The organism is Nonomuraea longispora, from assembly GCF_004348345.1.
Lineage (GTDB): Bacteria > Actinomycetota > Actinomycetes > Streptosporangiales > Streptosporangiaceae > Nonomuraea > Nonomuraea longispora.
Genome location: NZ_SMJZ01000046.1, coordinates 24,259 through 47,152, shown reverse-complemented (window position 1 = coordinate 47,152; position 22,894 = coordinate 24,259). Strand labels below are relative to the sequence as shown.

The following is a 22,894-nucleotide window of genomic DNA, read 5'->3' as shown; positions in this document are numbered from 1 at the left end:
GCCCGAGCCCGCCCTGGAGGCGGCCGCCACGTCGTACGACGGCCCGCTCGCACTCGCGTCCGCGGGCGTCACCGTGGACCTGCCGTGAGGGCCGCCACGACCCCGGCCAGCAGGGGAGGCTCGACCCCCTCAGGCAGCTCCTCGGCCCACGCATAGCCGCGGAAGACGTGCTGCTCCTCCTCCGTCAGCGCCTTCGGGACCACCTCGGGACGGACCTCGTCGAACACCGCGAGGAAGAAAGGCTCCGTCTTGACGTACCGTACGCCGAGCCATGTGAAGTCCCGTCCGACCTCGACACATCTGCCGCCCACGGCCGAGCCCGGCAGCCCGGTCTCCTCGGTCAGCTCGCGCCTGGCCGCCTCCAGCGCCGTCTCGCCGGGATCGATACCGCCGCCCGGGGGCTCCCAGACGTCATTCCGGCCGACCGGGTCGTACCAGTGCATGAGCAGCACCCGGCCGTCACGGTCGAGACAGACGACGCGCGCCGCGGGGCGGTCACTGGTGTCCTCGGTGTTCATCCGGGACGAGACTATCCGAGGCGTCCCGCGGCCCGTCAGGGTAGGGAACGAAATACGTCTGGTCGCGCAGGTACCCGGCGAGCCGCCGTCTGAGTCGCCGTTCGAGCCGCCCGCGCCGCCACTGTCGGTAACGCGGCCGTCCACGCCGGTCTCCCCGGCCGTCCGGCTGGGCACCCACTCGACGTACGGTCCGAGCACGCCGCTCGGGAGACGATCACTCACGGGAAGGCGAGCGACCGCCACGCGAGGCCGTACTCCGGGCATGTTCACAGTTGAGCCCGGCGGGCGCCTGGCCGGGCGACCAACCGCGGGAAGATCGGTGCCGGTCTTCGTCATGGGCGGCGCCTCACCGCTTCATCGCGCCGTCCGCGATCGCGTCGGCCGCGTCGCCGATGGACACGCCCACGATCTCCAGCCGGCGCACCAGTTCCCGCTGTTTCATCGCGTCCGCGGTCAGCTCTCCCGAGAAGATCCGCGAGATCTCGTACTGGTACATGCGCCGGATGGCCCCGCCCGCCTTCTTCGCCTCCAACGCGTCCTGCACCACCGCGGAGGGCCGGGAGGCGAGGTCGCGGACGGAGTTCTCCAGGGCGTCGATGCCGACGATGACCTGGTCGAGCAGCGGGGTGAAACGGATCTGGTCGGGCACCCGGTAGAGATGCGACTCGCGGACGAAGTCCCGCAACGAGTCGAGCACGTCGTCGATCGACCGTGACAGCCTGAACAGGTCCTCCCGGTCGATGGGCGTGACCAGGGCGGTCTTGAGCTCGTCGACGAGCCGGGCGCGTTCCTCGTCGCCGAGGTGCTCGATCGCGCGCATCTGCTCGTGCGCGCCCGTCCTGCCCACCTCTCCGCCGATCATGGCCATGGCCAGCCAGGCGCCCTCCTTGGTGGCCTCCAGCTGGCCGAGCAGCGCCTCTGTCAGCGCGCTGTCCATCCGGCCGGTCATGAGGTCGCGGATCCGCCGCAGCCGCCTCACCGCCCGGCCGCCTTCCACGCGCAACCGCGCTCCACCGTTCGCCCTCCCTTTCATGACAGATCCACGCTCGCGATCCCCTTCACCATCGACGCCAGCACCCAGCCGAGCAGCCCGCTCGCCGGCAGGGTCAGCAACCAGGCAACAACGATCTTGACGGCGGCGTACCAGCGGACCCGGCCGCCGCCCTGGGCGACGCCCGCGCCGATGAGCCCGCCGGCGATGGCCTGGGTCATGCTCACCGGCATGCCGGCCGCCGCGGAGGCGACCACCGCCGTGCCCGCGGCCAGCTCGGCCACGACTCCGTGCGGGGGCCGGGAGGCGATGATCTCGCGGCCGAGCGTACGGCCCGCCTTGGGCAGGCCGTACAGGGCGCCGAGACCGAACAGGAGCGCCACCAGCGACGTGTACGCCAGGGACGCATCCGAGAAGCCCAGCGCGATCATGAACACGGCCAGCATCTTCTGCCCGTCGTTGGCCGCGTACGCGAGGGTCTGCAGCAGGAACCCCGCCCAGTGCCAGCGCGGCAGCCCGCGGGCCGTGGTCACCGAGACCAGGGCCCGGATGAGCGCCCAGGCCAGCAGCCCTCCGACGAGCGGGGCCGCCAGCCCGAACGCCAGCACCAGGCCCACCGATCCGGCCGAGACCGGCAGCCCCCAGCCCAGCCCCGCGCCGGTCAGACCGCCCACGATGGCGAGCGTGAGGCTGGTCGGCCGACCCTTCGCGCTGAGCACCGTCACCACGACCAGCGACGAGACCACCGCGCACGCCGTCGCGAGCCGCCCGCCAGGCTCGTCGAAGGTGGCCAGCCTGGTCACGAAGGTCAGCGCCACCTGGTTCGTGAGCAGCGGGACCAGCGCCACCATCAGCACCAGCACCAGCACGCCGGTCGCCGGGCGGACCGTGGGCAGTTTGAGCCCCGTCGCCAGAACGGCGCCGCCGTCGTTGACCCCGGAGACGACGGCGAACAGACCCGCGACCACGATCAGCACGACGGCGTCCAACGGCAAGCGCTCCATCCCGGCCCGCCCTGCCAGGGCGGGGCCCGCTCGATCCACTCACGGCACTCATGGCGGAAAGACGACTGCCCCGTGACCCCCGCATACAGTCTTTCCTCGATGAACATGAACTACCCGTGTTCGTGTGGAAGTTGGGTGAAGCTCCAGGTATCAGGGTGTTCGCCTGGCTGAGGTCCGTGAGGTCAACCCCTGCTCAACCGCTGGTGACCGGACACTTCGCCACTCCCGACCGCACACTCCGAACCCGGTCACGTAGGTACTCTCGGGCGTGGTCGCCCCGGTTGTACGCTGCCCACACCGGCCGCAAGGCGCCCGCAGACCCCACGCCCCGCGGAGGTGAAGGCATGACCGATCCCGCCAGGTACGCCGAGTACATTGTCACGTTGTCGTGTCCCGACCGGCCCGGTGTGGTGGCCGCCGTCTCCGGCCTGCTGGCCGCGCGCGGCTGCACCATCATCGAGAGCCAGCAGTTCGGCGACAGGGCCGCGCGGCGGTTCTTCATGCGCGTGCAGTTCGCCGGGCCGCTGGGGGAGGACGAGATCACCAGTGCCTTCGCCGCGCTCGCGCCCGACTTCGCCATGGAGTTCAGGCTGCGCGACGTGGCCAGGAGGCCGCGGGTGCTGATCATGGTCAGCAGATTCGACCACTGTCTGAACGACCTGCTCTACCGGGTGCGGGCCAAGTCGCTCGACATCGAGATCGTCGCGGTGGCCTCCAACCATCCCGACCTGCGCCCCCTGACGCAGGCGCACGGCATCGACTATCACCACCTGCCGATCACGCCCGAGACCAGGGCCAGGCAGGAGGCCGAGGTGCTGGCGCTGGTCGAGCACTATCAGGTCGACCTGGTGGTGCTGGCCCGCTATATGCAGGTGCTGTCGGAGGAGCTGTGCGAGAAGCTCGCGGGCCGGGCCATCAACATTCACCACTCGTTCCTGCCGTCGTTCAAGGGCGCCAGGCCCTACCGCCAGGCGCACGACCGCGGGGTCAAGCTGATCGGGGCCACCGCCCACTACGTGACCTCCGACCTCGACGAAGGGCCGATCATCGAGCAGGAGGTGGCCCGGGTCAACCACAGCCACTCGCCCGAGGACCTCGCGGCCATCGGGCGTGACGTGGAGTGCGTGGCGCTGGCCAGGGCGGTCACGTGGCACGCCGAGCAGCGCGTGCTGCTCGACGGGCACAAGACCGTCGTCTTCCCCCGCTGAGCGCTCCTAGAACTCGCCGATGGCGCCGACGAGCAGCGGGCCCGCCAGCAGGCCGGCGGTGAACTCCACCCCGGTGATGCGGGCCGCCAGCAGGAACGCGCGGGCCAGGCCGTTGGCCGACATGTCGTGCCACTGGGCCTCCCAGCCGTCGGCGGCCTCCTCGGGAGTCAGCCCCACCTCGCGCATCAGGTCGTCGAGCCGGTGGAGGTCGCTGCCGTGCCGCTCGCTCGGCATGATCGGCCGGAAGGTGGTGACGACGGCGCCGTCGACGGCGTAGGAGAAGTCGTCCTCGGCGTAGTCGTGCCGCGAGACGACCACCACCTCGCAGCCCTTCGACAGCGGCGTCAGCGCCTCCGTCAGGGCCGCCGTCCAGCCCCACAACTCGATCGCCACACACCACTCGCCGGCCTGGACCACGCCGACGTGGCCGCCGCCGTCACCGCCGTCGGTCTCCTCGACGAACGCGAGGACCTGCTCGCCCAGCTCGTCGAAGCTCGTCTCCCGGCCGGCGGGCCCGGCAGGGTCGAAGCGGCGCAGCACCTCGGCGGGGCCGAGCCCCCGGAAGAAGGACACGCAGAAGATGTCGCCCAGGGGGTTGGCCGGGTCGCCGTCGGCGGCCTGGAGCCAGCGGTAGGGGGCGAGCGGATCGTTGGTCATGCCCCGGATCGTGGCAGGCGCCACCGACAGAACCTGTCAGGGCCGGTAGGTACCGAAGTACCAGGCGTTGCCCTCCGGGTCCGTGCAGGCGTACTCGCGCGACCCGTACGGCTGGTTCACCAGGTCCATGGTGATCCCGGCCCCCGCGGCCTTCGCGCGGTCATGATGGGCGTCGACGTCGTCCGTCGCGATGTAGATGCCCGGCCCGCCGGGCCTGCCTTGGCCGATCATGATGATGTCGTCCCCGACGAGCAACTCGGCGTGGGCGACGGCGCCCTCGTCGTTCTTGGTCACCTCGTGCACCCCGAACCCGAACGCGGAGATCAGGAAGTCGAGCGCGGCCTGGCAGTCGTGGTATCTGGCCTGTGCGTAGACGGTTCTGCTCATACGTCCAAGGGTGCCCGCTGCGCGCACACGGGTCTTGGACAAATCTGACCGGGCGTCGTGCCGCCCAGGACCCGGAACTCCCTGTTCATGTGGGCCTGGTCGTAGAAGCCGCACTCCGCCGCCACCTGCGCGATGGAACAGCCCGATCGCAGGAGCCGCGCCGCCCTGCCGAACCTGATCACCCGCGCGGCCGTCTTCGGCGTGAGGCCGATCTGGTCGTGGAAGCGGGCGACGAGATGGCGATGGCTCCAGCCGAGCGACTCGGCCAGCGACGACACGCTCAGGCCGCCGCCCGACTCCAGCAGCCTGGCCCACGCCCACGGCAGCTCAGGACCCAGCTCAGGGCCGGACAGGATGCGCTCGCACAGCAGCCGGTCGGTCAGCGCCAGCCGGTCGTGCCAGGACGGCGTCTCGGCCAGCCTGCTCACCGCCGTGTCACCCCACGCCCCGAGCACGTCGCCGACCGGCACCACCCGGTTGGTCAACTGCCGCATCGGCAGCCCGTGGAGTCGGCGCGCCCCGAACGGCGTGAGGAACACCTCCACGCCCTCCGCCGGACCCGTCGTGCGCGTGACGGTGAAGCGGTCGCCGAGCCCGCCCGTGAACGCCGAGACCCGCTGCCCCTGGACCTCCATCGGCGTGCCGAAGCCCAGGATCAGCACGGCCCCCGGCATCGCCACCTCACGTCTGGTCACCGGCTCGGCGTAGCGCTCGCTGTAGGCGCACAGGCGCGTCACGTAGGGGCGCAGAAGGGCGCTGGGGGCGGTCTCGACCATGGCCACCCCCAGCGCGCTCATGGTGTCGAGGCTATAGGCCGGTGTGCCGTGCCAGGAACGTGAGCGAGTCGGCCGACAGGTCGACCGTCCTGCTCACCGAGCGGGCGCCGTGGCCCACCTCCGTCTCGTTGCGCAACAGCACGGGACGCTCGCTCGTCGTGGAGTGCTGCAGCGCCGCGCACATCTTCCAGGCGTGCATCGGGTGCACGCGGGTGTCGGACTGGAAGACGGTGAAGAGCGTCGCGGGATAGGCGACCCCCTCCTTGACGTGGTGGTAGGGCGAGTAGGCGCGCAGCCAGCCGAACTGCTCCGGGTCGTCGGCCGAGCCGTATTCGACGTTCCAGGTGGCGCCGAGCCCGAACTTCTCGTACCTGATCATGTCGAGCAGCGGCGCGGAGCAGACGACGGCGGAGTAGAGCTCAGGGCGCTGCGTCAGCGCGGCGCCCACGAGCAGGCCGCCGTTGGAGCCGCCTGAGATGCCGAGCTGCTCCCTGGTGGTGACGCCGGTGGCGATGAGGTGCTCGGCGGCCGCGTGGAAGTCGTCGAACACGTTCTGCTTGCTGGCCAGCATGCCCGCGCGGTGCCAGTCCTCGCCCTCCTCGCCGCCGCCGCGCAGGTTGGCGATGGCGTAGACGCCGCCCGCCTCCACCCAGGCCAGGATCGAGGCGGAGTAGCCGGGCGTCATGGACAGCCCGAAGCCGCCGTAGCCGTAGAGGATCGTGGGACGCGGCCCGGAGGCCTCTCCGGCCGGAGAGATGATCAGCATGCGGACGTCGGTGCCGTCGTGGGACTGGTAGACGACCTGCTGGGTGCGCACCTCCGGCACCTCCACCGCGCCGGGGGAGGCGGCCCAGAGCGTGGTCTCGCCCGTGCGGGCGTCGTAACGCTGGATGGTGGGCGGCGTGGTGTTGTCGGTGTAGCCGAACCACGCCTCGTGGCCGCCCTCCGGATGCTCGGCGATGCCGCCGATGGTGCCGAGACCCGGCGTGGGCACCTCGCCGACGCGCTCGCCGGTCTCGAGGTCGTGCACGGTGATCTCGCTGATGGCGTGGCGGGTCCAGGCCACCAGCATGACCGGGCGCTCCAGGTCGTCGAGGATCGCGAAGTCGCTCAGCACCGCCTCGGGGTCCTCAGGGATCAGGTCGCGCCAGGTCCCGAAAGCCGGCGCGGCCGGGTCGGCGACGCACACCCTCCCCCGGGGCGCGTCACGGTCGGTGTGGACGTAGAGGACGCCGTCGCGGCCGAACACCAGCGCCGACTGCGCGTCCACGCCCTCCTGCACCACCCGCAGCTCAGGCCGGTCGACGGGGGACTCCGTCAGGTCGGCCAGCCAGATGTCGTTGCGCGGCGCGGTGCCCTCGTGCGCCGACACCTGGAGCCAGCGCCCGTCACGCGACACCGCGACGCCGTAGTAGTTGGTCATCTTCAGGTCCTGCCCGAAGATCATCACGTCGTCCTCGGTCGAGGTGCCGACACGGTGCAGGTAGACGCGGCGGTGGAACTGCGTCTCGTTCTCCGGCACCTCGGTGCTCGGCAGCCGGCGCACGTAGTAGAACGCCTCTCCACCGGGCAGCCAGGCGACGGGGGAGTAGCGGCAGCGGTCGATGGGCCCCTCGACGCGCTGCCCCGTCGCGACGTCGATGACGTAGAGGACCGACTCCTCGTTCCCGCCCACCGAGATCTGGTAGGCGAGCAGGCGGCCCTCCTTGTCGGGTTGCACCGCGTCGAGCGTGGTCAGGCCTGAGGGATCGATGCCGATGGGGTCGATCAGCGCCCGCTCGGTGCCGTCGGGCTCGACGACGTAGTAGACGGGGTGCTCCTGGTCGGGGATGCGGCGCGAGAAGAAGTGGCGCCCGCCGCGCCAGGCGGGCACGCCCACCGAGCCCGACCTCAGCAACTCGGCGATGCGGCTCTTGAAACGCTGCGGGCCCCGCTCCCGGTTGAACAGCTCGGCCTGCGCGAGCAGCCACCCCTTGGTCTCGGGACCATCGGGTTCCTCAAGCCACCGATAGGGGTCGCGCACGGGTGTTCCGTGCAGGTTGTCAGTGGCTTCTTCGCGTCGTGCGGTCGGGTACGGCTCTCGCGTCATGCCAGGAACCCTATGCCAACGGGGATGCGTAAAGCGCTGGTCGAGCGGGCATAAAACGTACCGTGCGTCCCTTCAGTCAGTCCGCCGAACGGTTTTGGGGTGGCGGGGACCACGGTGCAAACGCCAGACTTGGTGACAGGACGGTGCCGTGGTGACCATCCGCTGGGCCGTCCGGCGGAGGTCCACGTGACGGAAGCACGAGTGCCCCAGGAGGGGCCGACAGCCGGGACATGCCGCGGCATGTCCCCTTTGATACGCGCGCGGCGGGGAGAGGCCCCATGATGCGCCAAGTCCTGCTGCTCAACGCCACCTACGAGCCGCTGACCACCCTGTCGCTGCACCGGGCCATCGTTCTGGTGCTGCGGGAGAAGGCCGACGTCGTGCACCGCGACGGCAGGGGCGCCGTGCTGCGCTCCGCCAGCCGTACGCTCGACGTCCCCTCGGTGATCAGGCTCCGCAGATATGTTCGCATCCCGTACCGGTCGCGCATCCCCCTGACCAGGGCCGCCCTCATGCGGCGCGACGACTACCGCTGCGCCTACTGCGGGCAGCGGGCCGAGACCATAGACCATGTCATCCCGCGCTCCAGGGGAGGCACGCACACCTGGGAGAACTGCGTCGCCTCGTGCACGACCTGCAACCACAGGAAGGCCGACAAATACCTGGAGGAGCTGGGGTGGACGCTCCGCGTCAGCCCGGCGGTGCCACGGGGCGCCCACTGGAGGCTCATCGGCGCGTCGCTCGTCGGAGACCCCCAGTGGGCGCCCTACCTCCAGGCCGCGGCCTGACGGTTTTGATGAGGGGGTTCCCGGCCTGACAACATGAGCAGGCATGTGGACCTTCACCTCAGAGGTTGAGGATTACGCCACGGTCGCCGAGCCCTTCCTGCTCGGCGACCCGGTGCGCAACACCGTCCCGCTGACCGTCCTCGCCAACCTGCGCGCGGGCATGCCCGCCAAGGACCCGCTCTTCGGATGGTGGACGGTGGACGGCGAGGTTCGCGGCGCGGTCTTCCGCACCCCGCCGCATCCCGTCGGCCTCTTCGCGATGCCCGTCGAGGCCGTCGCACCCCTGGTCGAGGCGCTCGATCGCGACCTGCCCGCGCTCGTGGGCCCCGTCGAGGTGACCTCCGAGGCCATGCGGCTGCTCGGCACGCCCCGCAGGGTGGTGTCGGAGCGGCTCTACCGCCTCGGCACGCTCACCGTCCCCGACGTGCAGGGCCGGGGCAGGATCGCCGTCCCCGGCGACTTCCCGCTGCTGGTGAGCTGGTACCACGCGTTCCACGACGAGGTGCAGACGTCCGAGGGAGACCTGGCCGAGCGGGTGGCGCAGCGGCTGGCCCGCCGGCAGCTGTTCGTGTGGGAGGCGGACGGGACGCCGGTATCGTTGGCCGGGCTCTCACCGGCGGCCGGTGGGGTATGCCGCATCGGCCCCGTCTACACGCCGCCCTCGTGCCGCAGGCGCGGCTACGGCACCGCCGTGACGGCGTTCACCAGCCTGACGGGCCTGTCCGAGCGGTGCGACCACGTCGTGCTCTTCACCGACCTGGGCAACCCCACGAGCAACTCCATCTACCAGGCCATCGGCTACGAACCGGTGTCCGACTACGCCCACCTCACCTACTGACGCCGAAGCCCCGTCACGTGAACGGGGCGCGACCTGACACTGCGCTGCGGCCCCGGCCCGGCCCGGCCCGGCTCGGCTCGGGTGCGGCGGTGCGGAGGTGCGGCGGCCCCGGCGGGCGGGCGTCCGGCAGCGGTAAACTCCTTCTATGCCGCGATACGACTTCCGCTGCCGCGCCTGCGGCTCCACCTTCGAGGTCTCCCGTTCCATGTCGGCCTCCAACGACCCGGCCACCTGCCCCGAGGGCCACGACGACACGGTGAAGTTGCTGTCCACGGTCTCCATGACGGGCGGCGCCGCCGCACCCCAGACGGGCGGTGGCTGCTGCGGCGGCGGCTGCTGCTCCTAGGAAGGTCGCGCACCCGCGGCGCCCGACGGTGGCGTCCTGGGTAGGTCACCCGCCAACGGTGGTGCCCGGCCGGGTGAGCGCGTTCACCGCCAGCCTGGCCAGCCGCTCGACGGTCTCGATGCCCGTCCGCATGTCCGGGCTGCGCTCCGACAACACCGCGACCAGCACCTCGTGCCCGTGCACGTCGAGCAGGCCCACGCTGTTGACGGTCCACAGCCCGTCGTGGACGTCGGCGGGCAGCCACCCGTTCTTCAGCGCCGCCCCGCCCCCGTCGGCCGCGGCGCCGACGCCCCACGCCTGCGACGGCGTCACCGAGGACATGAGCCGCAGGGCGTAGCGAGCACGGCCGGCGCCGCCCGGCCGGGACGTCCGCGCAGATAACGCCTGAGCACGCGGTCGAGGGCACGCCGATCGGGCACGGCCGGTCAAACGATCGGCAAGGTTCTCACGCGGCCCTGGCGCGCTTGCGGCGCTGGAACGGCAGGAACCGGTCGGCGAGATGCGGCCGGGACGGAGTGAGCGTGGGCTCGACCGCGATGATGCGGTCGAACCTGAACGCCCTGATGGCCCGGCGCATCCTGCACACGCCGACGAGGTACCAGTATTCGCGGTGGACCAGGCAGGTCACCGGCTCGACGTCGCGCGCGGTGACGGTGCCGTAGGCGTCGCGGTAGTGGAGACGGACCATGAGACGGCTGGTGATGGCGTCGGCCATGAGCCTGGCCCGTGAGGCGACGTCGACGGGCAGCGGCTCGGTGAGGGTCGCGAGGGTGGTGGAGATGACGTCGTCGTCGAGCTCCAGGTGCTCGAATGCGTGCTGCAGGCCACGCCTGGCGGTGACGGCCTGCGGACCCGCTCCGAGGTGGGCGAGGGAGAGGGCGAGGGCGGCGATCTCGGCGGTCGTCAGCGGGCGAGTATCGTGCTTCACGACTGTCGTCATACCCAAAGAATACGGACGACCACCGACATTTTTCGAAAACCTGTACGGCAGGCGGCAACCGATCGCCTGCCGTACAGGAGTGGTGCTTATGGCGACAGCTGCGACAGGTCGCGTGAGGCGCCCGTGGACGCCGACGTCGTCATCGCCGCATAGGCCTGCAGCGCCACGGTCACCGGCCGGTCGCGGTCGCGCGGGCGGAAGCGGCCCAGCTCGGCCAGCAGCCGCTCGCGCCGGGCCGCCAGCTCGGCCTCGGTCACCCGCAGCTCCATCGACCGGTTGGGGATGTCGATGTCGATCATGTCGCCGTCCTCGACCAGCGCGATCACGCCGCCCTCCGCCGCCTCCGGCGAGGCGTGGCCGATCGACAACCCCGACGTGCCGCCGGAGAAACGCCCGTCGGTGACCAGCGCGCAGGCCTTGCCCAGGCCCCTGCCCTTGAGGAAGGAGGTCGGGTAGAGCATCTCCTGCATGCCCGGCCCGCCCTTGGGGCCTTCGTAGCGGATGACCACCACGTCGCCCTCCTTGACGCGCCCGCCCAGGATGCCATCGACGGCCTGCTCCTGCGACTCGAACACCACTGCCGGCCCGCTGAACTTCCAGATCGACTCGTCGACCCCCGCGGTCTTCACCACCGCGCCGTCACGCGAGATGTTGCCGTAGAGGACGGCCAGCCCGCCGTCGGCGGTGTAGGAGTGCTCGATGTCGCGGATGCACCCCTCCGCCCGGTCGAGGTCGAGGGAGTCCCAGCGGTTGTCCTGCGAGTAGGCCTTGACGGTGCGCACGTTGCCGGGTGCCGCGTGCCACAGCTCCACCGCCTCCGGCAGGACCGACGGCGAACGCACGTCCCAGCCGGCCAGCAGGTCGGCGAGCGTGCCGCCGTTGACGGTGGACACGTCGCGGTGCAGCAGACCGGCCCGGTCGAGCTCGCCCAGGATGGCCGGGATGCCGCCGGCGCGGTGCACGTCCTCGACGTGGAACCTGCTGGTGGCGGGGGCGACCTTGCACAGGCACGGCACCCGCAGCGACAGCTCGTTGATCTCCTTGAGGCCGAAGTCGACCTGGGCCTCGCGGGCCGCGGCCAGGATGTGCAGGATCGTGTTGGTGGAGCCGCCCATCGCCACGTCGAGCGTCATCGCGTTCTCGAACGCCTCGCGGGTCGCGATCGAGCGCGGCAGCACCGACTCGTCGTCCTCCTCGTAGTAGCGGCGGGTGATCTCCACCAGCTGCCGCCCGGCGTCCTCGAACAACGTCTTGCGGGCCTTGTGCGTGGCCAGGATCGTGCCGTTGCCCGGCAGCGCCAGCCCGATCGCCTCGGCCAGGCAGTTCATCGAGTTGGCGGTGAACATGCCCGAGCAGGAGCCGCACGTCGGGCAGGCGGCCTCCTCCATCTCCAGCAGGTCGGCGTCGGAGACGGACTCGTCGGCTGCGGCGATCATCGGGTCGATCAGGTCGAGCTTCCTGCCCGGCGTCTTGCCGGCCTCCATGGGGCCGCCGGAGACGAAGATCGTCGGGATGTTCAGCCGGAACGCCGCCAGCAACATGCCCGGCGTGATCTTGTCACAATTGGACACGCAGATCAGCGCGTCGGCGCAGTGGGCGTTGACCATGTATTCGACCGCGTCGGCGATCAGCTCGCGCGAGGGCAGGGAGTAGAGCATGCCGCCGTGGCCCATCGCGATGCCGTCGTCGACCGCGATCGTGTTGAACTCGCGGGGGATGCCGCCGGCCTCCCTGACGGCCGACGCGACCACGTCGCCGACCTCGCGCAGATGCACATGACCGGGAACGAACTGTGTGAAGCTGTTGGCCACCGCGATGATGGGTTTACCGAAGTCGGCCCCGGCTACGCCGGTCGCCCGGAGCAGGGCCCGGGCACCGACCATGTTCCTGCCGTGGGTGACTGTACGTGACCTGAGGGCCGGCATCGCGCTTCTCCCGTCGCTAGCAAGTCCTCACATGTTACGGCCAACCGCCCGGCGACTGAGACGCCTTGTCCATGGATCGGACGGCTGCCGGGCGCCCGCGCCACGGCGAAGCCGGGCGGGAGCGCGCGAGAGGGGCGTCCAGCCTGCGGCGACGGGAGAAGCCGGCGGCTGGGAGGTGCTCAGTCCTCGCCGTAGCGGGCGGGCAGCACCTGGGCGGCGATCTCGTAGATTCGGTTGATCTCGCCGTCGGTCAGCGCCCGCTCCCGCTTGGTGATCCACTTGCGGGCGCGGTCGCCCTGGTAGACGTCCACGCCGCGGATCGTCATGATCTTCCACGGCACCTGCGGCCCGTAGATGGCGAGGGAGGGCACGACCGAGATCTCGCGGCCGAACGACTGGCTGATCAGCTCGCTCGCCCGCGACGCCTCCCACTTGGCCTCGTTGATGCGGGGCTTCTTGTCGAACGGCCCGTGGAAGAGCTTCTTGCCCATCTGCACGCGCACGGGCAGGCGCTTGTCCCACTTCTCGGAGTCGACCGCGTAGACGCCCGTCGGGCCCACCACGAGGTGGTCGATCTGGGCCTCGCTGTCCGGGATCGCCCTGGCGTGCAGTGTGCGGTAGCCGTTGCGTTCGAGCTTGCGCAACTGCGCCTCGGTGCGGCGCTCGGCCACGGATGTGCGCCGCCACGCGGGCACGGAGGAGTTGGAGCGCGCCCGGTAGACCGCCTCGGCGATCGCCGCGAGCACGCCCGCGGTCACACCGGCCCGCCAGTCGCCCACGAGGAAGCCCACGACGAGGCCGACGGCCACCGCCAGAAGCGCCCGGTTGCGCAGCCGTCGGACCCGCGGCTGCTGCATCAGGCTGCGCACGGACACGCGCTTGACCGGCGCGTATGTGGAGGTGGGCGCCGAAGGCTTCGCGGCGGCGGTCTGCTCGCTCTCTGGCTTGTCGCTCACCCAGATGGGTGACGAGTTGTGACCGTCTTCTCGCTGGATGTCGGAGTCCACGTCACTCACCGTAGCCCGGGGTTTCGATCGATTCCTAGTGTTGCCGCGTCCATAGTTTTATGGCCCAGCTCATCGTGTTCCACGCGTGTTTTCCGGGTATGTCTTACGTTCTTCTCTAGAGAAGCCCAGGGGCCCTTGAAGATCCTAACGTGACGCGGGGACGTACCGATCACCTGCCGCATCCGCCGGACACCCCGCGGCGGGTCTGGCCGGACCCGCCGCAGCGGTTTACGGTCAGGGTGTGAACAGCGCGGCGGAGATTCTGCTCTATCTCATCGGAGTGTCCATGGGGCTGTTCGTGCTGATCAGCCTGCTGGTCATGGTGCCGGGCCGGGCTCAGCAGCGCCGTACGAGATCGTGGCCGGTGTGGATCGGCGGGCCGTCCAGGAGCGAGCGCGGGGTGAGCACGTCCGAGCTGGTGCTGGCCGACCGGGTGGCGCCATGGACCGACGTTCCCGAGCACGACTGGGTGGCCGCCGCCGAGACGGCCGAGCCCGGCGGGCGCGTCGGCGGCGCGTCCGCGGGGTGGTGAGGTGACGATGCGCGGACTGACCGCTCCACAGGCCGACGACCTCAGGAAGGCCGTGCAGGCCGCCGAACGGCGAAGCGGCCTGCGGTTGGGGTTGTTCATCGGCGAGCCGGAGGGTCCGCGGCGGCACTTCGCCGAGCGCCTGCACGCCGCCCTGGGCGACGAGGCGGGCAACGCCGTGGTGATCTTCGTGGATCCCGTGGGGCGGGCGCTGGAGATCGTCACCGGCGACGTCGCGAGGCTCCGGCTGCCCGACAGCGCCTGCCGGCTGACGGCGATGTCGATGGCCACCTCGTTCAGCGTGGGCGACCTGGTGGGCGGCCTGTTGTACGGCATCGCCGCCCTCGCGGAGCAGGCCGCGGCCCGCCGCTGATCTCGAGAGGATCAGCCGCGTTCGAGCAGGCCGACGATGTGCTCGCTCACCCCGTGCAGCAGGGTCGACGGCTCGATCGGGGCGTCGGCGACGGCCGAGAACAGCGCGGGCAGCCCCGGCAGCGGGAACCCGTCGTCCTTCAGCGCCGCGGCTCCGACGGTGTTCTTGTCGAGCGCCGCCCGGCTGCGCTCCCATGCGTCGAGCACCTCCTCCGGCGACGGCACCCCGAACCCGTGCCCCACCGGCGCCGCGTGGCGCAGCCGGACGAGCGGGGTCTCCGCGAAGGCCAGCGCCGTACGCGCGCGCACCTGGAGGCCGGCCCGCGGCTCCGGCTCGATCCAGTCCATGGCCGTGCACGGGTTGCGGCAGCCGGCGACGCACACGGCGAGCGCGCCGGCGACCTGGCTGTGCTGGCGGTCGAAGTACGCCCGCCAACCCTCGGCCGGCTCGGAGGAGACCCGCAGCGTGCGGTTGGTCGCCGACTGCTCGGACTTGGTGTGGTCGCACTCCCGGTCGCCGATGACGCCGAACCGGCTGCCCGCCACGCTCAGCCCCTCGGGCCAGCGGGCGGGGTCGCCCGCGTGGCCGAGCTGCGGCTCGAAGGCCAGCAGCGGCAGATATTCGCTGGCGATGTGCACCGCGGCGATCATCGGGCTCAGCTCACGCCGGTGCCACCGTACGGAGATCACTTCCAGCAGCAGCTCGTACGCGGGCCGCAGCGACTCCAGCGCCCCGCGCGGCTGCTCGCGCGGGGTCTGCGGCATGTGACAGGCTCGCGCGCGCCGCCGCAGGTCGGCGGGCACCACCCTGGCCTCGGTCGCGAAGTCCTCGGCGTCGAGTGACAGCAGCCGTTGACCGAACTCGCAGACCTCGGCGATGTCGGCGGCGGGTGCCAGCGCACCGAGGTCGGCGAAGGCGTAACGACGGGCAAGGGCGACGAAAAGGTCACGAGTCGAGTCCACGCGAAGACTTTCTCATGTTCGGCGAGCCGCCAAGGACGGCGCCGGAGGCCGGTCACGGGCACGGAGCCCGGACACACTGGATCTCACCCGGAGGCGGCGGCCGGGAGATCGTGGGCTCCGACGTCGGCTCCTCGGGCTCGTCGGTCGTCGGCTCCTCGGTCGGCTCCGGCTGGGGCGTGGTCGGCGAGACCGTCGGTGTCTCCGTCTCGGTCTCGGTGGCGGTGACCGTCGCGGTGGGCGTCGGCACCGTCGTCTTCGAGACCGAGGGCCTGGGGCTGGAGGTGCGCTTGGCCGGCGCAAGCGGCTGCTTCGCGGTGGCAGGCGGCGACGGCGAGGTCTCCGTGACCGTGGGGGTGGCGGCCGGTGACTCCGTCCGGCCCACCGAGGCGGGCGCCGAGGGACGCAGCCAGACGAAACCCGCCACCGCCGCGGACACCGCCACCGCGGCGGTGATGGTGAGCACCGCCCGCATCGTGCGGCGGCGGCGCGGGACGGGCAGCGTGGCGGGCGAGATCATCGCCGTGCGCGCGGCCTCGGCCATCAGCGCGACCGACGGCCAGCGTGCGTCGGGTGTCTTCTCCAGCGCCCGCTCCACCACCTGCCGCGGCCCCGCCGGCACGTCGGCGGGCAAGCGCGGGATGGGGGAGTTGAGGTGCTTGAAGATGATCTGTACGGGCGTGTCACCCTGGAACGGCAGTTGCCCGGTCAGGCACTCGTACGCCACCACGCCCAGGGCGTAGACGTCGACCGCGGGCGTCACGTCGCTGCTCGTGGCCATCTCGGGAGCGCAGTAGCCGGCCGAGCAGAGCATCGTGCCCGTGGCCGTCAGGTGCCCGGTGGACGCCGAGTGGGCGATGCCGAAGTCGGTGAGCGCCACGCCGCCGTCCGGCCTGATCATGAGGTTGGCCGGCTTGACGTCGCGGTGGACGATGCCTTGCGCGTGGGCCGCGGCCAGCGCGTCGCCCACCTCGGCGACCAGCCGCATGGTGGCCTCCGGGCCGAGTGCGCCACGCCGCAGCACGTGGTCGAGCGACTCGCCCGCCACGTATTCCATGACCAGGAAGCTCACCTGGCGGCCGTCGACCTCGCTGACGCCGTAGTCGTAGACGTCGACCACGCCGGGATGCCGGAGCGTGGCCATGGCCCTGGCCTCGTTCTGGAAGCGCTGGACGAAGGACGGGTTTTCCGTCAGGACCGGCATGAGCACCTTGACGGCCACCGTGCGGCCGAGAACCGTGTCGTCGGCACGCCACACCTCGCCCATGCCCCCGCCGCCGAGGCGGCCGGTCAGCACGTAGCGATCGTTGAGCGTCGTCCCGGCGCCTAGCACGTACTTGAGGCTAACATCGCCGCCGCGCTGCCAGGGCCAAGTATGCCCAGCCCGCGGGCCCTCGCCTGGAGGCGGGGCCCGCGGCGGGCGCGTCAGGCAGAAGAGGCGTCCTTCTCCCTGTTGCGCAGGGCCCTGCTCACGCCGTCGGCGCCTTCGAGGATCAGCCGGCGCAGCGCCTGCGGCGGTTCCTCGTCGGCGAGGTAGTGCTCTGCGGCCCCGACCGTCGCCGGCTCGATGAGCAGCGAGGGGAAGCATCCCACGGCGAACGTGGACGCCTGGTCGAACGTCCACTCCTTGTAGATCCGCCCCACCTCGGCGAAGTATTTCTCACGGTAGGGGGCCAGCAGCTCGGGATGGTGCGGGTCCTGGAAGCCGCCGATGGTCGTACGGGCGATGTGGTTGGCCAGCTCGCCGCCCACGATGCGGTCCCACGCCGCGGCCTTGGCCTCGGCCGTCGGGATCGCGGCCCGGCAGTGCGCGGCCGAGCGCTCACCCGTCGCCGTAGGGTCGAGTTCCAGCTCGGCGTCGATGTCCGCCTCGGCCAGGCGGCCGCAGGAGATCAGCGCGTGCACCAGCGACCAGCGCAGGTCGGCGTCGACGGTGAGGCCCTGGGGCACGGACGAACCGTCGAGGATGCCCTGCAGCAGGTCGAGGTCCTCGTCCGAGCCGGCCACGGGGGCGAAGGCCTGGAGGTAGGCGAGCTGGTGGTCGGAGCCCGGCTCGGCGGAGGCGAACAGCTCGCGCAGTCTGCCCGCCAGCAGCGTCAGGCCCTCCTGCCGCCACGCCGGGTCGGCGTACTGCTGCACGGCCATGCGCGCCTGCCGCAGCACCGTCTGGAGGACGGTGATGTCGGCGACCGTCTCCGCTCCGGAGACGACCAGCCTGACGTAGTCGCGCGTGGACATCTCGCCGTCGCGGGTCATGTCCCACGCCGCCGACCAGCACAGGGCCCGCGGCAGCGACTCGGTGAACGCCGCGATGCCGCCGTCGACCAGCGTCTTCAGCGAGCGCTCGTCGAGGCGGATCTTGGCGTAGGTCAGGTCGTCGTCGTTGATCAGCACGAGGTCGGGCTGCTCCTCGCCGACGAGCTGGGCCACGTTCGTACGGGCGCCCACCACGTCGAGCTCCACCCGCTTGGTACGGGCCAGCTCGCCGCCTGCCAGGGAGTACAGGCCGATGGCGACCCGGTGGGAGCGCAGCGTCGGGTGCTCGGCCGGGGCCTCCTGCAGCACCTCGAAGCGGGTGAACCGGCCTCCTGACACCTCGAACGAGGGCCGCAGCGTGTTGACCCACGAGGTCTCCAGCCACTCCTTCGACCACGACGACAGGTCTCGGCCCGAGGTGCGCTCCAGCGCGGTGAGCAGGTCCTTCAGCTCGGTGTTGCCCCAGGCGTGCTCGGCGAAGTAGTCGCGTACGCCGGCCAGGAAGTTGTCCAGGCCCACGTAGGCGACGAGCTGCTTGAGCACCGAGGCGCCCTTGGCGTAGGTGATGCCGTCGAAGTTGACCTCGACGGCCTGCATGTCGGGGATGTCGGCGGCGATCGGGTGGGTGGAGGGAAGTTGGTCCTGGCGGTAGGCCCAGGCCTTCTCCACGTTGGCGAAGGTCGTCCACGCGCCCTTGCCCCACCTCGTGGCCTCGGCCTGGGCGAGCACGGACATGTAGGTGGCGAACGACTCGTTCAGCCACAGGTCGTCCCACCAGCGCATGGTGACGAGGTCGCCGAACCACATGTGCGCCATCTCGTGCAGGATCGTCTCGGCGCGGCGCTCGACGACCGCGTCGGTGACGCGGGAGCGGAAGACGTAGTCCTCCAGGAAGGTCACGCAGGCGGCGTTCTCCATGGCGCCGGCGTTGAACTCGGGGACGAAGAGCTGGTCGTACTTCCCGAAGGGGTAGCGCAGCCCGAACACCCGGTGGAAGAAGTCGAAGCCCTGCCGGGTGACCTCGAAGATGTTGTCGGCGTCGAGGTGCCCGGCCAGCGAGGCCCGGCAGTAGACGCCGAGCGGGATGCCGTCGTGCTCGGAGGTCACCTTGTGGTAGGGGCCGGCGACCAGCGCGGTGATGTAGGTGGAGATGGCCGGCGTGGGCGCGAACTGCCAGCGGCGGGCGGCGGGCACCGTGCCGTGCTTGCCGGCCTGCTCGGGCAGCTCCTCCACCCCCGTGGCGGTGGCGTTGGAGATGACCTCCCAGCCGGCCGGCGCCAGCACGGTGAGCTGGAAGGTGGCCTTGAGGTCGGGCTGGTCGAAGCAGGCGTACATGCGGTGGGCGTCGGCCGTCTCGAACTGGCTGTGCAGGTAGACGTTCTCGTCGACCGGGTCGACGAAGCGGTGCAGCCCCTCGCCCGTGCGCATGTAGGAGTAGTCGGCGTCCACGACCAGCTCGTTGTTCTCGGCGAGCGAGGGCAGCGGGAAGCGTCCGGCGTCGGCGTCGTAGCCCGCCACGTCGAGCTCCTCGCCGTTGAGCACGACCCTGCGCACGCGGGCTCCGTGCAGATCGATGAAGGTGGACGCGCCCGGGCTGGTGCCGGCGAAGCGGACCGTGGTGACGCTCTCGAAGCGCTCGTCCCCCTCCGTCAGGTCGAGTGCGACCTCGTAAGACTCGACCTTGAGCAGCCGGGCGCGCTCGCGAGCCTCGTCTCGGGTCAGGTTGCCTGCCAAGTTGCGCTCCTTTTCACCACTTCGGAGAAGTTTGTCGGTATCCTGCCACGGCGGGAATAGGACCCGAACCACCTCAGGTTATGGCCCCACGTGACTGAAAAGATTCCTGTGGACCTGTGGTTCGACCCATCCTGCCCCTTCGCGTGGGTGACGTCACGGTGGCTGATCGAGGTGGCGGAGGTCCGCCCCATCGAGCCGCGCTGGCGCATGATGTCGCTTCACATCCTCAACGAGGACAAGGACGTCTCCGACGACTACCGCGAACGCGCCGCCAGGGCCATGGGGTCGGTCAGGGTGGTCGCGGCCGCCGCCGAGAAGCACGGCGAGCAGGCCGTCGGCGTGCTCTACACCGCTCTCGGCACTCTCCTGCACAACGAGGGCAGGGGCAAGGAGCCGGAGCGGCTGCGTGAGACCGTCGAGACCGCGCTCGAGCGGGCCGGCCTCGACAGGAGCCTCGTCGAGGCCATGCACTCCGAGCAGTGGGACGCCACGATCCGCGCCTCTCACGACGAGGGCATCACGCTGGTCGGCCAGGAGGTCGGCACGCCCGTCATCCGCGTCGGCGCCAACGCCTTCTTCGGGCCCGTGATCACCAGCATCCTCCGAGGCGAGGAGGCGGGCAGGCTCTGGGACGGCGTGCTCGCGGTCACCGCGTACGAGGACTTCTTCGAGCTGAAGCGCACCCGCACCAAACGACCGCAATTCGACTGACACATCCGGCTATGCCCGCTGCGCCGTCGTACGCTGGCGGTTGAAGAAGGACGGCGGCGGTGGAGGAAGGCTCATCCCGACCGGGATGAGCCCTCGCATCGCCGCGTGAAGCGCTGTCAGGATGGTGCAATGCGTCAGCTCTATATCGGCGGCTCCTGGACCTCGTCGCAGTCGGACGAGTCCATCGAGGTCGCGAACCCGGCCACGGAAGAGATCATCGACCGCGTCCCCGCGGGCTCCCCCCGCGACGTCGAGGCGGCCGTGCGGGCGGCCGGGACAGCCTTCCCCCGATGGTCGGAGACCGCCGCCGCCGAACGCGGGAAGCTGCTCGGCGACGCCGCCGAGCTGCTGAAACAGCGAGCTGACGAGATCGCCAAGACCATCGCCACCGACATGGGCGCGCCGCTCGGCTTCGCGCTCAAGGTACAGACCCTCATGCCCGCCACCGTGCTGGCCTCCTACGCCAAACTGGCCGAGAGCCATCCGCGCGAGTCCCGGGTCGGCAACTCGCTGGTGCTCAAGGAGCCGGTCGGGGTGGTGGCGGCGATCACGCCGTGGAACTACCCGCTGCACCAGATCATCTGCAAGGTGGGCCCCGCGCTGGCCGCCGGGTGCACCGTGGTGCTGAAGCCGAGCGAGGTGGCGCCGCTGGCGGCGTACGCGCTGGCGGAGATCTTCGACGAGGTGGGCCTGCCCGCGGGCGTGTTCAACCTGGTGAGCGGGCGTGGGCCGGTGGTGGGGGAGGCGATGGCCGCCCACCCTGACGTGGACATGGTGTCGTTCACCGGCTCGACCGTCGCCGGCAAGCGGGTGGCCTCGCTCGCGGCCGAGTCGGTCAAGCGGGTTGCGCTGGAGCTGGGCGGTAAGTCGGCAAATATCATTCTTCCTGATGCCGACCTGGCCCGAGCCGTCAAGGTCGGCGTGGCCAACTGCTTCGTCAACGCCGGCCAGACCTGCTCGGCATGGACCCGCATGATCGTCCACCGCGACCAGTACGACGAGGCCGTGCGCCTGGCCGTGGAGACCGCGCGCGGCTACCCCGTCGGCGACCCCTTCGACGAGTCGACCAAGATCGGCCCGCTGGTGTCGGCGACCCAGCGCGAGCGCGTCGTCCGCTACATCAACAGGGGCCAGGAGGAGGGCGCGCGGCTGGTCGCCGGTGGCACCGAGCAGCCGCGCGAGCGCGGCTACTACGTCGAGCCCACCGTGTTCGCGGCTGTGGAGCCGGGCATGACGATCGAGCAGGAGGAGATCTTCGGCCCGGTGTTGTCGCTGATCCCGTACACGACCGAGGACATGGCCGTGCAGATCGCCAACGACACGAAATACGGCCTGGCCGGAGCGGTCTGGTCGGGCACCGACGAACACGCCCTGTCGGTCGCCCGCCGGCTCCGCACCGGCCAGGTGGCCGTCAACGGCGGCCGGTTCAACCCGATGGCCCCCTTCGGCGGCTACAAGCAGTCGGGGGTGGGCCGGGAGCTCGGCGAGCACGGGCTGGAGGAGTTCCTGGAGGTCAAGGCGCTGCAGCTGTAGCCGCCGGGCCGAATCACGACGCGCCGGCGAGGTCAGACGTACAGCCCGCCGGTGGCGTGCACGTTGTGGCCGGTTACCCAGTGACCGTCGGGGCCCGCCAGGAAGGCGACCACGGCGGCGATGTCGCCGGGCCTGCCGAGGCGCCGCAGCGCGGTGTACTGCTCCGTCAGCTCCAGCGCCTCCGGCGGGTTGGCGCCGCGCAGCATGTCGGTGTCGGTCGCGCCGGACGAGACGACGTTCACGGTGATGCCCCGCACGCCCAGCTCGCGCGAGGCCACTTTGGCGAACTGCTCGACCGCCCCCTTGCTGCCGCAGTAGAGGATCAGGCCGGGAGCGGGCACCTGGGTGTTGAGCGTCGAGATCGTGATGATCCGTCCGTCGTCGCGCATGACCCCGCCCGCCCACTGCGTGGCCAGGAACACCGCACGCGTGTTCACCGCGAAGACCCGTTCGTAGTCGTCGCCGGTGATGTCGCCCAGGGGCTTGGCCAGGCTCAGCGCGGCGTTGTTGACCAGGATGTCCAGCCCGGGCAGCCGCGCCTCCGCCTCGGCGAACAACCGCTGCAGATCATCCTGGTCGCCCAGATCGGCTCGTACGGCGTGCGCACCCGTCTCCTCGGCCACCTGCCGCGCCGCCTTTTCCGAGTGCTCGTAGCAGAACACGACCTCGGCCCCGTCGCGGGTCAGCCGCTCCACGACGGCCCTGCCGATGCCCCTGGAGCCTCCGGTGACCAGTGCGCCCTTACCTGAAAGTACGCTCATGCGGTGAGCCTACGCCCTGAGCATGATCTTGCGGGCTTCGTTCTTGGGGAGGCGGTCGACGTACAGCTTGCCGTCCAGATGCTCGCTCTCGTGCTGGAAGCAGCGCGCCAGCGATCCGCGGGCCTTGATGCGCACGGGCCGCCGCAGCCGGTCGACGCCCTCGACGGTGACGCCCGAGGCCCGCGCGACGGGGGCGTACATCGGCCGGCCCGTGCGGCGATCGGGCACCGACAGGCAGGCCTCCTCGTCGAGGATCTCCTCGGCGTCGTCCACGGTCAGCCGCGGATTGATCACGTGGCCCTTGCGTCCGCTGATGTCGTAGACGAACAGCCGCCGTGACACGCCGATCTGGGGGCCCGCCAGGCCGACGCCGTTGACCGCGTACATCGCCTGGAACATCTCGTCGATCAGCCGGCGCAGGTCGCGGTCGAAGTCGGTGACGGGGTCGGCGGTCGTGCGCAGCACCGGATCGCCGATGATGCGGATCTCGCGCATGGGATATCTGCTTTCGTAAGGACTGAGATGCGGAACGGGTCCTTACTCTAGCAAGCGGACCTGATCGGC

24 protein-coding genes are annotated in these 22,894 nt (G+C 70.8%); 8 read left to right on the top strand and 16 right to left on the bottom strand.

Features of this window, described 5'->3' with window-relative positions; all coding sequences use genetic code 11:
- Window positions 1-68: 68 nt before the first annotated feature.
- The 3 genes from E1267_RS14810 to E1267_RS14800 all read right to left on the bottom strand — a co-directional run bounded on the left by E1267_RS14810 (window position 69) and on the right by E1267_RS14800 (window position 2,504).
- On the bottom strand, window positions 69-518 hold the full coding sequence (locus tag E1267_RS14810) for an NUDIX domain-containing protein (protein ID WP_132333027.1): 450 nt from the start codon (window positions 516-518) through the stop codon (window positions 69-71).
- A 346-nt stretch (window positions 519-864) separates the two neighbouring features.
- Window positions 865-1,551: a DUF47 domain-containing protein gene (locus E1267_RS14805; RefSeq protein ID WP_246063874.1), complete on the bottom strand. Its 687-nt coding sequence runs from the start codon at window positions 1,549-1,551 to the stop codon at window positions 865-867.
- Window positions 1,548-2,504 carry an inorganic phosphate transporter gene (locus E1267_RS14800; RefSeq protein ID WP_246063872.1) on the bottom strand — a complete coding sequence of 319 codons (957 nt, stop codon included), beginning with the start codon at window positions 2,502-2,504 and terminating at the stop codon, window positions 1,548-1,550. The genes E1267_RS14805 and E1267_RS14800 overlap by 4 nt, the downstream gene beginning before the upstream one ends.
- A 353-nt stretch (window positions 2,505-2,857) precedes the next feature.
- On the opposite strand from E1267_RS14800, the gene purU reads away from it, so the two are divergent.
- Window positions 2,858-3,721, top strand: a complete 864-nt coding sequence (purU, locus tag E1267_RS14795; RefSeq protein ID WP_132333026.1) for a formyltetrahydrofolate deformylase — start codon at window positions 2,858-2,860, stop codon at window positions 3,719-3,721.
- Window positions 3,722-3,727: 6 nt separating this feature from the next.
- Here the strand turns inward: purU and E1267_RS14790 are convergent, their stop codons facing one another.
- Genes E1267_RS14790 through E1267_RS14775 form a run of 4 tightly spaced genes read right to left on the bottom strand, consistent with a single transcriptional unit; the run spans window position 3,728 to window position 7,630 of the window.
- Window positions 3,728-4,378 carry a DUF6461 domain-containing protein gene (locus E1267_RS14790; RefSeq protein ID WP_132333025.1) on the bottom strand — a complete coding sequence of 217 codons (651 nt, stop codon included), beginning with the start codon at window positions 4,376-4,378 and terminating at the stop codon, window positions 3,728-3,730.
- 36 nt (window positions 4,379-4,414) lie between these two features.
- Window positions 4,415-4,765, bottom strand: a complete 351-nt coding sequence (locus tag E1267_RS14785; protein WP_132333024.1) for a VOC family protein — start codon at window positions 4,763-4,765, stop codon at window positions 4,415-4,417.
- Window positions 4,762-5,562, bottom strand: coding sequence for a helix-turn-helix domain-containing protein (locus tag E1267_RS14780; RefSeq protein ID WP_132333023.1), 801 nt, complete (start codon window positions 5,560-5,562; stop codon window positions 4,762-4,764). The genes E1267_RS14785 and E1267_RS14780 overlap by 4 nt, the downstream gene beginning before the upstream one ends.
- Before the next feature lie 10 nt (window positions 5,563-5,572).
- Window positions 5,573-7,630, bottom strand: coding sequence for a prolyl oligopeptidase family serine peptidase (locus tag E1267_RS14775; protein ID WP_132333022.1), 2,058 nt, complete (start codon window positions 7,628-7,630; stop codon window positions 5,573-5,575).
- 281 nt (window positions 7,631-7,911) lie between these two features.
- On the opposite strand from E1267_RS14775, the gene E1267_RS14770 reads away from it, so the two are divergent.
- From E1267_RS14770 to E1267_RS14760, 3 genes are all read left to right on the top strand, one after another.
- Complete coding sequence (locus E1267_RS14770) at window positions 7,912-8,418, top strand: HNH endonuclease (RefSeq protein ID WP_132333030.1); 507 nt, start codon at window positions 7,912-7,914, stop codon at window positions 8,416-8,418.
- A 43-nt stretch (window positions 8,419-8,461) separates the two neighbouring features.
- Window positions 8,462-9,256, top strand: coding sequence for a GNAT family N-acetyltransferase (locus E1267_RS14765; RefSeq protein WP_132333021.1), 795 nt, complete (start codon window positions 8,462-8,464; stop codon window positions 9,254-9,256).
- 145 nt (window positions 9,257-9,401) lie between these two features.
- A complete protein-coding gene (locus E1267_RS14760; protein ID WP_132333020.1) occupies window positions 9,402-9,602 on the top strand; it encodes an FmdB family zinc ribbon protein in 201 nt (66 codons plus the stop codon).
- 45 nt (window positions 9,603-9,647) lie between these two features.
- Here the strand turns inward: E1267_RS14760 and E1267_RS14755 are convergent, their stop codons facing one another.
- The 4 genes from E1267_RS14755 to E1267_RS14740 form a co-directional block, all read right to left on the bottom strand.
- A complete protein-coding gene (locus E1267_RS14755) occupies window positions 9,648-9,923 on the bottom strand; it encodes a hypothetical protein (protein WP_132333019.1) in 276 nt (91 codons plus the stop codon).
- A gap of 124 nt (window positions 9,924-10,047) precedes the next feature.
- The gene (locus tag E1267_RS14750) at window positions 10,048-10,542 is read right to left on the bottom strand and encodes a helix-turn-helix transcriptional regulator (RefSeq protein WP_165959619.1); all 495 of its coding nucleotides are present in this window, start codon (window positions 10,540-10,542) and stop codon (window positions 10,048-10,050) included.
- Between the two features lie 86 nt (window positions 10,543-10,628).
- Entirely contained in the window at window positions 10,629-12,467 is a 1,839-nt protein-coding gene (ilvD, locus tag E1267_RS14745; protein ID WP_132333018.1) for a dihydroxy-acid dehydratase, read from the bottom strand.
- Between the two features lie 179 nt (window positions 12,468-12,646).
- Window positions 12,647-13,474 carry a nuclease-related domain-containing protein gene (locus E1267_RS14740; RefSeq protein ID WP_132333017.1) on the bottom strand — a complete coding sequence of 276 codons (828 nt, stop codon included), beginning with the start codon at window positions 13,472-13,474 and terminating at the stop codon, window positions 12,647-12,649.
- Window positions 13,475-13,715: 241 nt separating this feature from the next.
- Between E1267_RS14740 and E1267_RS14735 the strand changes: the two genes are divergently transcribed.
- On the top strand, window positions 13,716-14,006 hold the full coding sequence (locus E1267_RS14735) for a hypothetical protein (protein ID WP_132333016.1): 291 nt from the start codon (window positions 13,716-13,718) through the stop codon (window positions 14,004-14,006).
- Between the two features lie 7 nt (window positions 14,007-14,013).
- Window positions 14,014-14,376 (top strand): DUF5130 family protein, encoded by a 363-nt coding sequence (locus tag E1267_RS14730; protein WP_236667470.1) that lies wholly within the window; start codon window positions 14,014-14,016, stop codon window positions 14,374-14,376.
- Between the two features lie 11 nt (window positions 14,377-14,387).
- Here E1267_RS14730 and E1267_RS14725 read toward each other — a convergent pair whose 3' ends face one another.
- The 3 genes from E1267_RS14725 to pepN all read right to left on the bottom strand — a co-directional run bounded on the left by E1267_RS14725 (window position 14,388) and on the right by pepN (window position 19,325).
- Entirely contained in the window at window positions 14,388-15,338 is a 951-nt protein-coding gene (locus E1267_RS14725; protein ID WP_132333014.1) for a hypothetical protein, read from the bottom strand.
- Window positions 15,339-15,390: 52 nt separating this feature from the next.
- Complete coding sequence (locus E1267_RS14720) at window positions 15,391-16,668, bottom strand: serine/threonine-protein kinase (protein ID WP_132333013.1); 1,278 nt, start codon at window positions 16,666-16,668, stop codon at window positions 15,391-15,393.
- A gap of 92 nt (window positions 16,669-16,760) precedes the next feature.
- The gene (gene pepN / locus E1267_RS14715; protein ID WP_132333012.1) at window positions 16,761-19,325 is read right to left on the bottom strand and encodes an aminopeptidase N; all 2,565 of its coding nucleotides are present in this window, start codon (window positions 19,323-19,325) and stop codon (window positions 16,761-16,763) included.
- 90 nt (window positions 19,326-19,415) lie between these two features.
- On the opposite strand from pepN, the gene E1267_RS14710 reads away from it, so the two are divergent.
- Both E1267_RS14710 and E1267_RS14705 read left to right on the top strand, forming a co-directional pair.
- Window positions 19,416-20,036 (top strand): mycothiol-dependent nitroreductase Rv2466c family protein, encoded by a 621-nt coding sequence (locus tag E1267_RS14710; RefSeq protein WP_132333011.1) that lies wholly within the window; start codon window positions 19,416-19,418, stop codon window positions 20,034-20,036.
- Between the two features lie 129 nt (window positions 20,037-20,165).
- Entirely contained in the window at window positions 20,166-21,569 is a 1,404-nt protein-coding gene (locus E1267_RS14705) for an aldehyde dehydrogenase family protein (protein ID WP_132333010.1), read from the top strand.
- Window positions 21,570-21,601: 32 nt separating this feature from the next.
- Here E1267_RS14705 and E1267_RS14700 read toward each other — a convergent pair whose 3' ends face one another.
- Entirely contained in the window at window positions 21,602-22,330 is a 729-nt protein-coding gene (locus tag E1267_RS14700; protein ID WP_132333009.1) for an SDR family oxidoreductase, read from the bottom strand.
- Between the two features lie 9 nt (window positions 22,331-22,339).
- The gene (gene def / locus E1267_RS14695; protein ID WP_132333008.1) at window positions 22,340-22,825 is read right to left on the bottom strand and encodes a peptide deformylase; all 486 of its coding nucleotides are present in this window, start codon (window positions 22,823-22,825) and stop codon (window positions 22,340-22,342) included.
- Between the last annotated feature and the right edge of the window lie 69 nt (window positions 22,826-22,894).

Bases quoted from the DNA above. Each gene is read 5' to 3' on its own strand.
- E1267_RS14780 (WP_132333023.1), bottom strand. From the start codon at position 5,562: ATGAGCGCGCTGGGGGTGGCCATGGTCGAGACCGCCCCCAGCGCCCTT.
- E1267_RS14765 (WP_132333021.1), top strand. From the start codon at position 8,462: ATGTGGACCTTCACCTCAGAGGTTGAGGATTACGCCACGGTCGCCGAG.
- purU (WP_132333026.1), top strand. From the start codon at position 2,858: ATGACCGATCCCGCCAGGTACGCCGAGTACATTGTCACGTTGTCGTGT.
- E1267_RS14775 (WP_132333022.1), bottom strand. From the start codon at position 7,630: ATGACGCGAGAGCCGTACCCGACCGCACGACGCGAAGAAGCCACTGAC.
- def (WP_132333008.1), bottom strand. From the start codon at position 22,825: ATGCGCGAGATCCGCATCATCGGCGATCCGGTGCTGCGCACGACCGCC.
- E1267_RS14730 (WP_236667470.1), top strand. From the start codon at position 14,014: ATGCGCGGACTGACCGCTCCACAGGCCGACGACCTCAGGAAGGCCGTG.
- E1267_RS14755 (WP_132333019.1), bottom strand. From the start codon at position 9,923: ATGTCCTCGGTGACGCCGTCGCAGGCGTGGGGCGTCGGCGCCGCGGCC.
- E1267_RS14700 (WP_132333009.1), bottom strand. From the start codon at position 22,330: ATGAGCGTACTTTCAGGTAAGGGCGCACTGGTCACCGGAGGCTCCAGG.
- E1267_RS14790 (WP_132333025.1), bottom strand. From the start codon at position 4,378: ATGACCAACGATCCGCTCGCCCCCTACCGCTGGCTCCAGGCCGCCGAC.
- E1267_RS14785 (WP_132333024.1), bottom strand. From the start codon at position 4,765: ATGAGCAGAACCGTCTACGCACAGGCCAGATACCACGACTGCCAGGCC.
- E1267_RS14760 (WP_132333020.1), top strand. From the start codon at position 9,402: ATGCCGCGATACGACTTCCGCTGCCGCGCCTGCGGCTCCACCTTCGAG.
- E1267_RS14705 (WP_132333010.1), top strand. From the start codon at position 20,166: ATGCGTCAGCTCTATATCGGCGGCTCCTGGACCTCGTCGCAGTCGGAC.
- E1267_RS14805 (WP_246063874.1), bottom strand. From the start codon at position 1,551: ATGAAAGGGAGGGCGAACGGTGGAGCGCGGTTGCGCGTGGAAGGCGGC.
- E1267_RS14810 (WP_132333027.1), bottom strand. From the start codon at position 518: ATGAACACCGAGGACACCAGTGACCGCCCCGCGGCGCGCGTCGTCTGT.
- ilvD (WP_132333018.1), bottom strand. From the start codon at position 12,467: ATGCCGGCCCTCAGGTCACGTACAGTCACCCACGGCAGGAACATGGTC.
- E1267_RS14770 (WP_132333030.1), top strand. From the start codon at position 7,912: ATGCGCCAAGTCCTGCTGCTCAACGCCACCTACGAGCCGCTGACCACC.
- E1267_RS14750 (WP_165959619.1), bottom strand. From the start codon at position 10,542: ATGACGACAGTCGTGAAGCACGATACTCGCCCGCTGACGACCGCCGAG.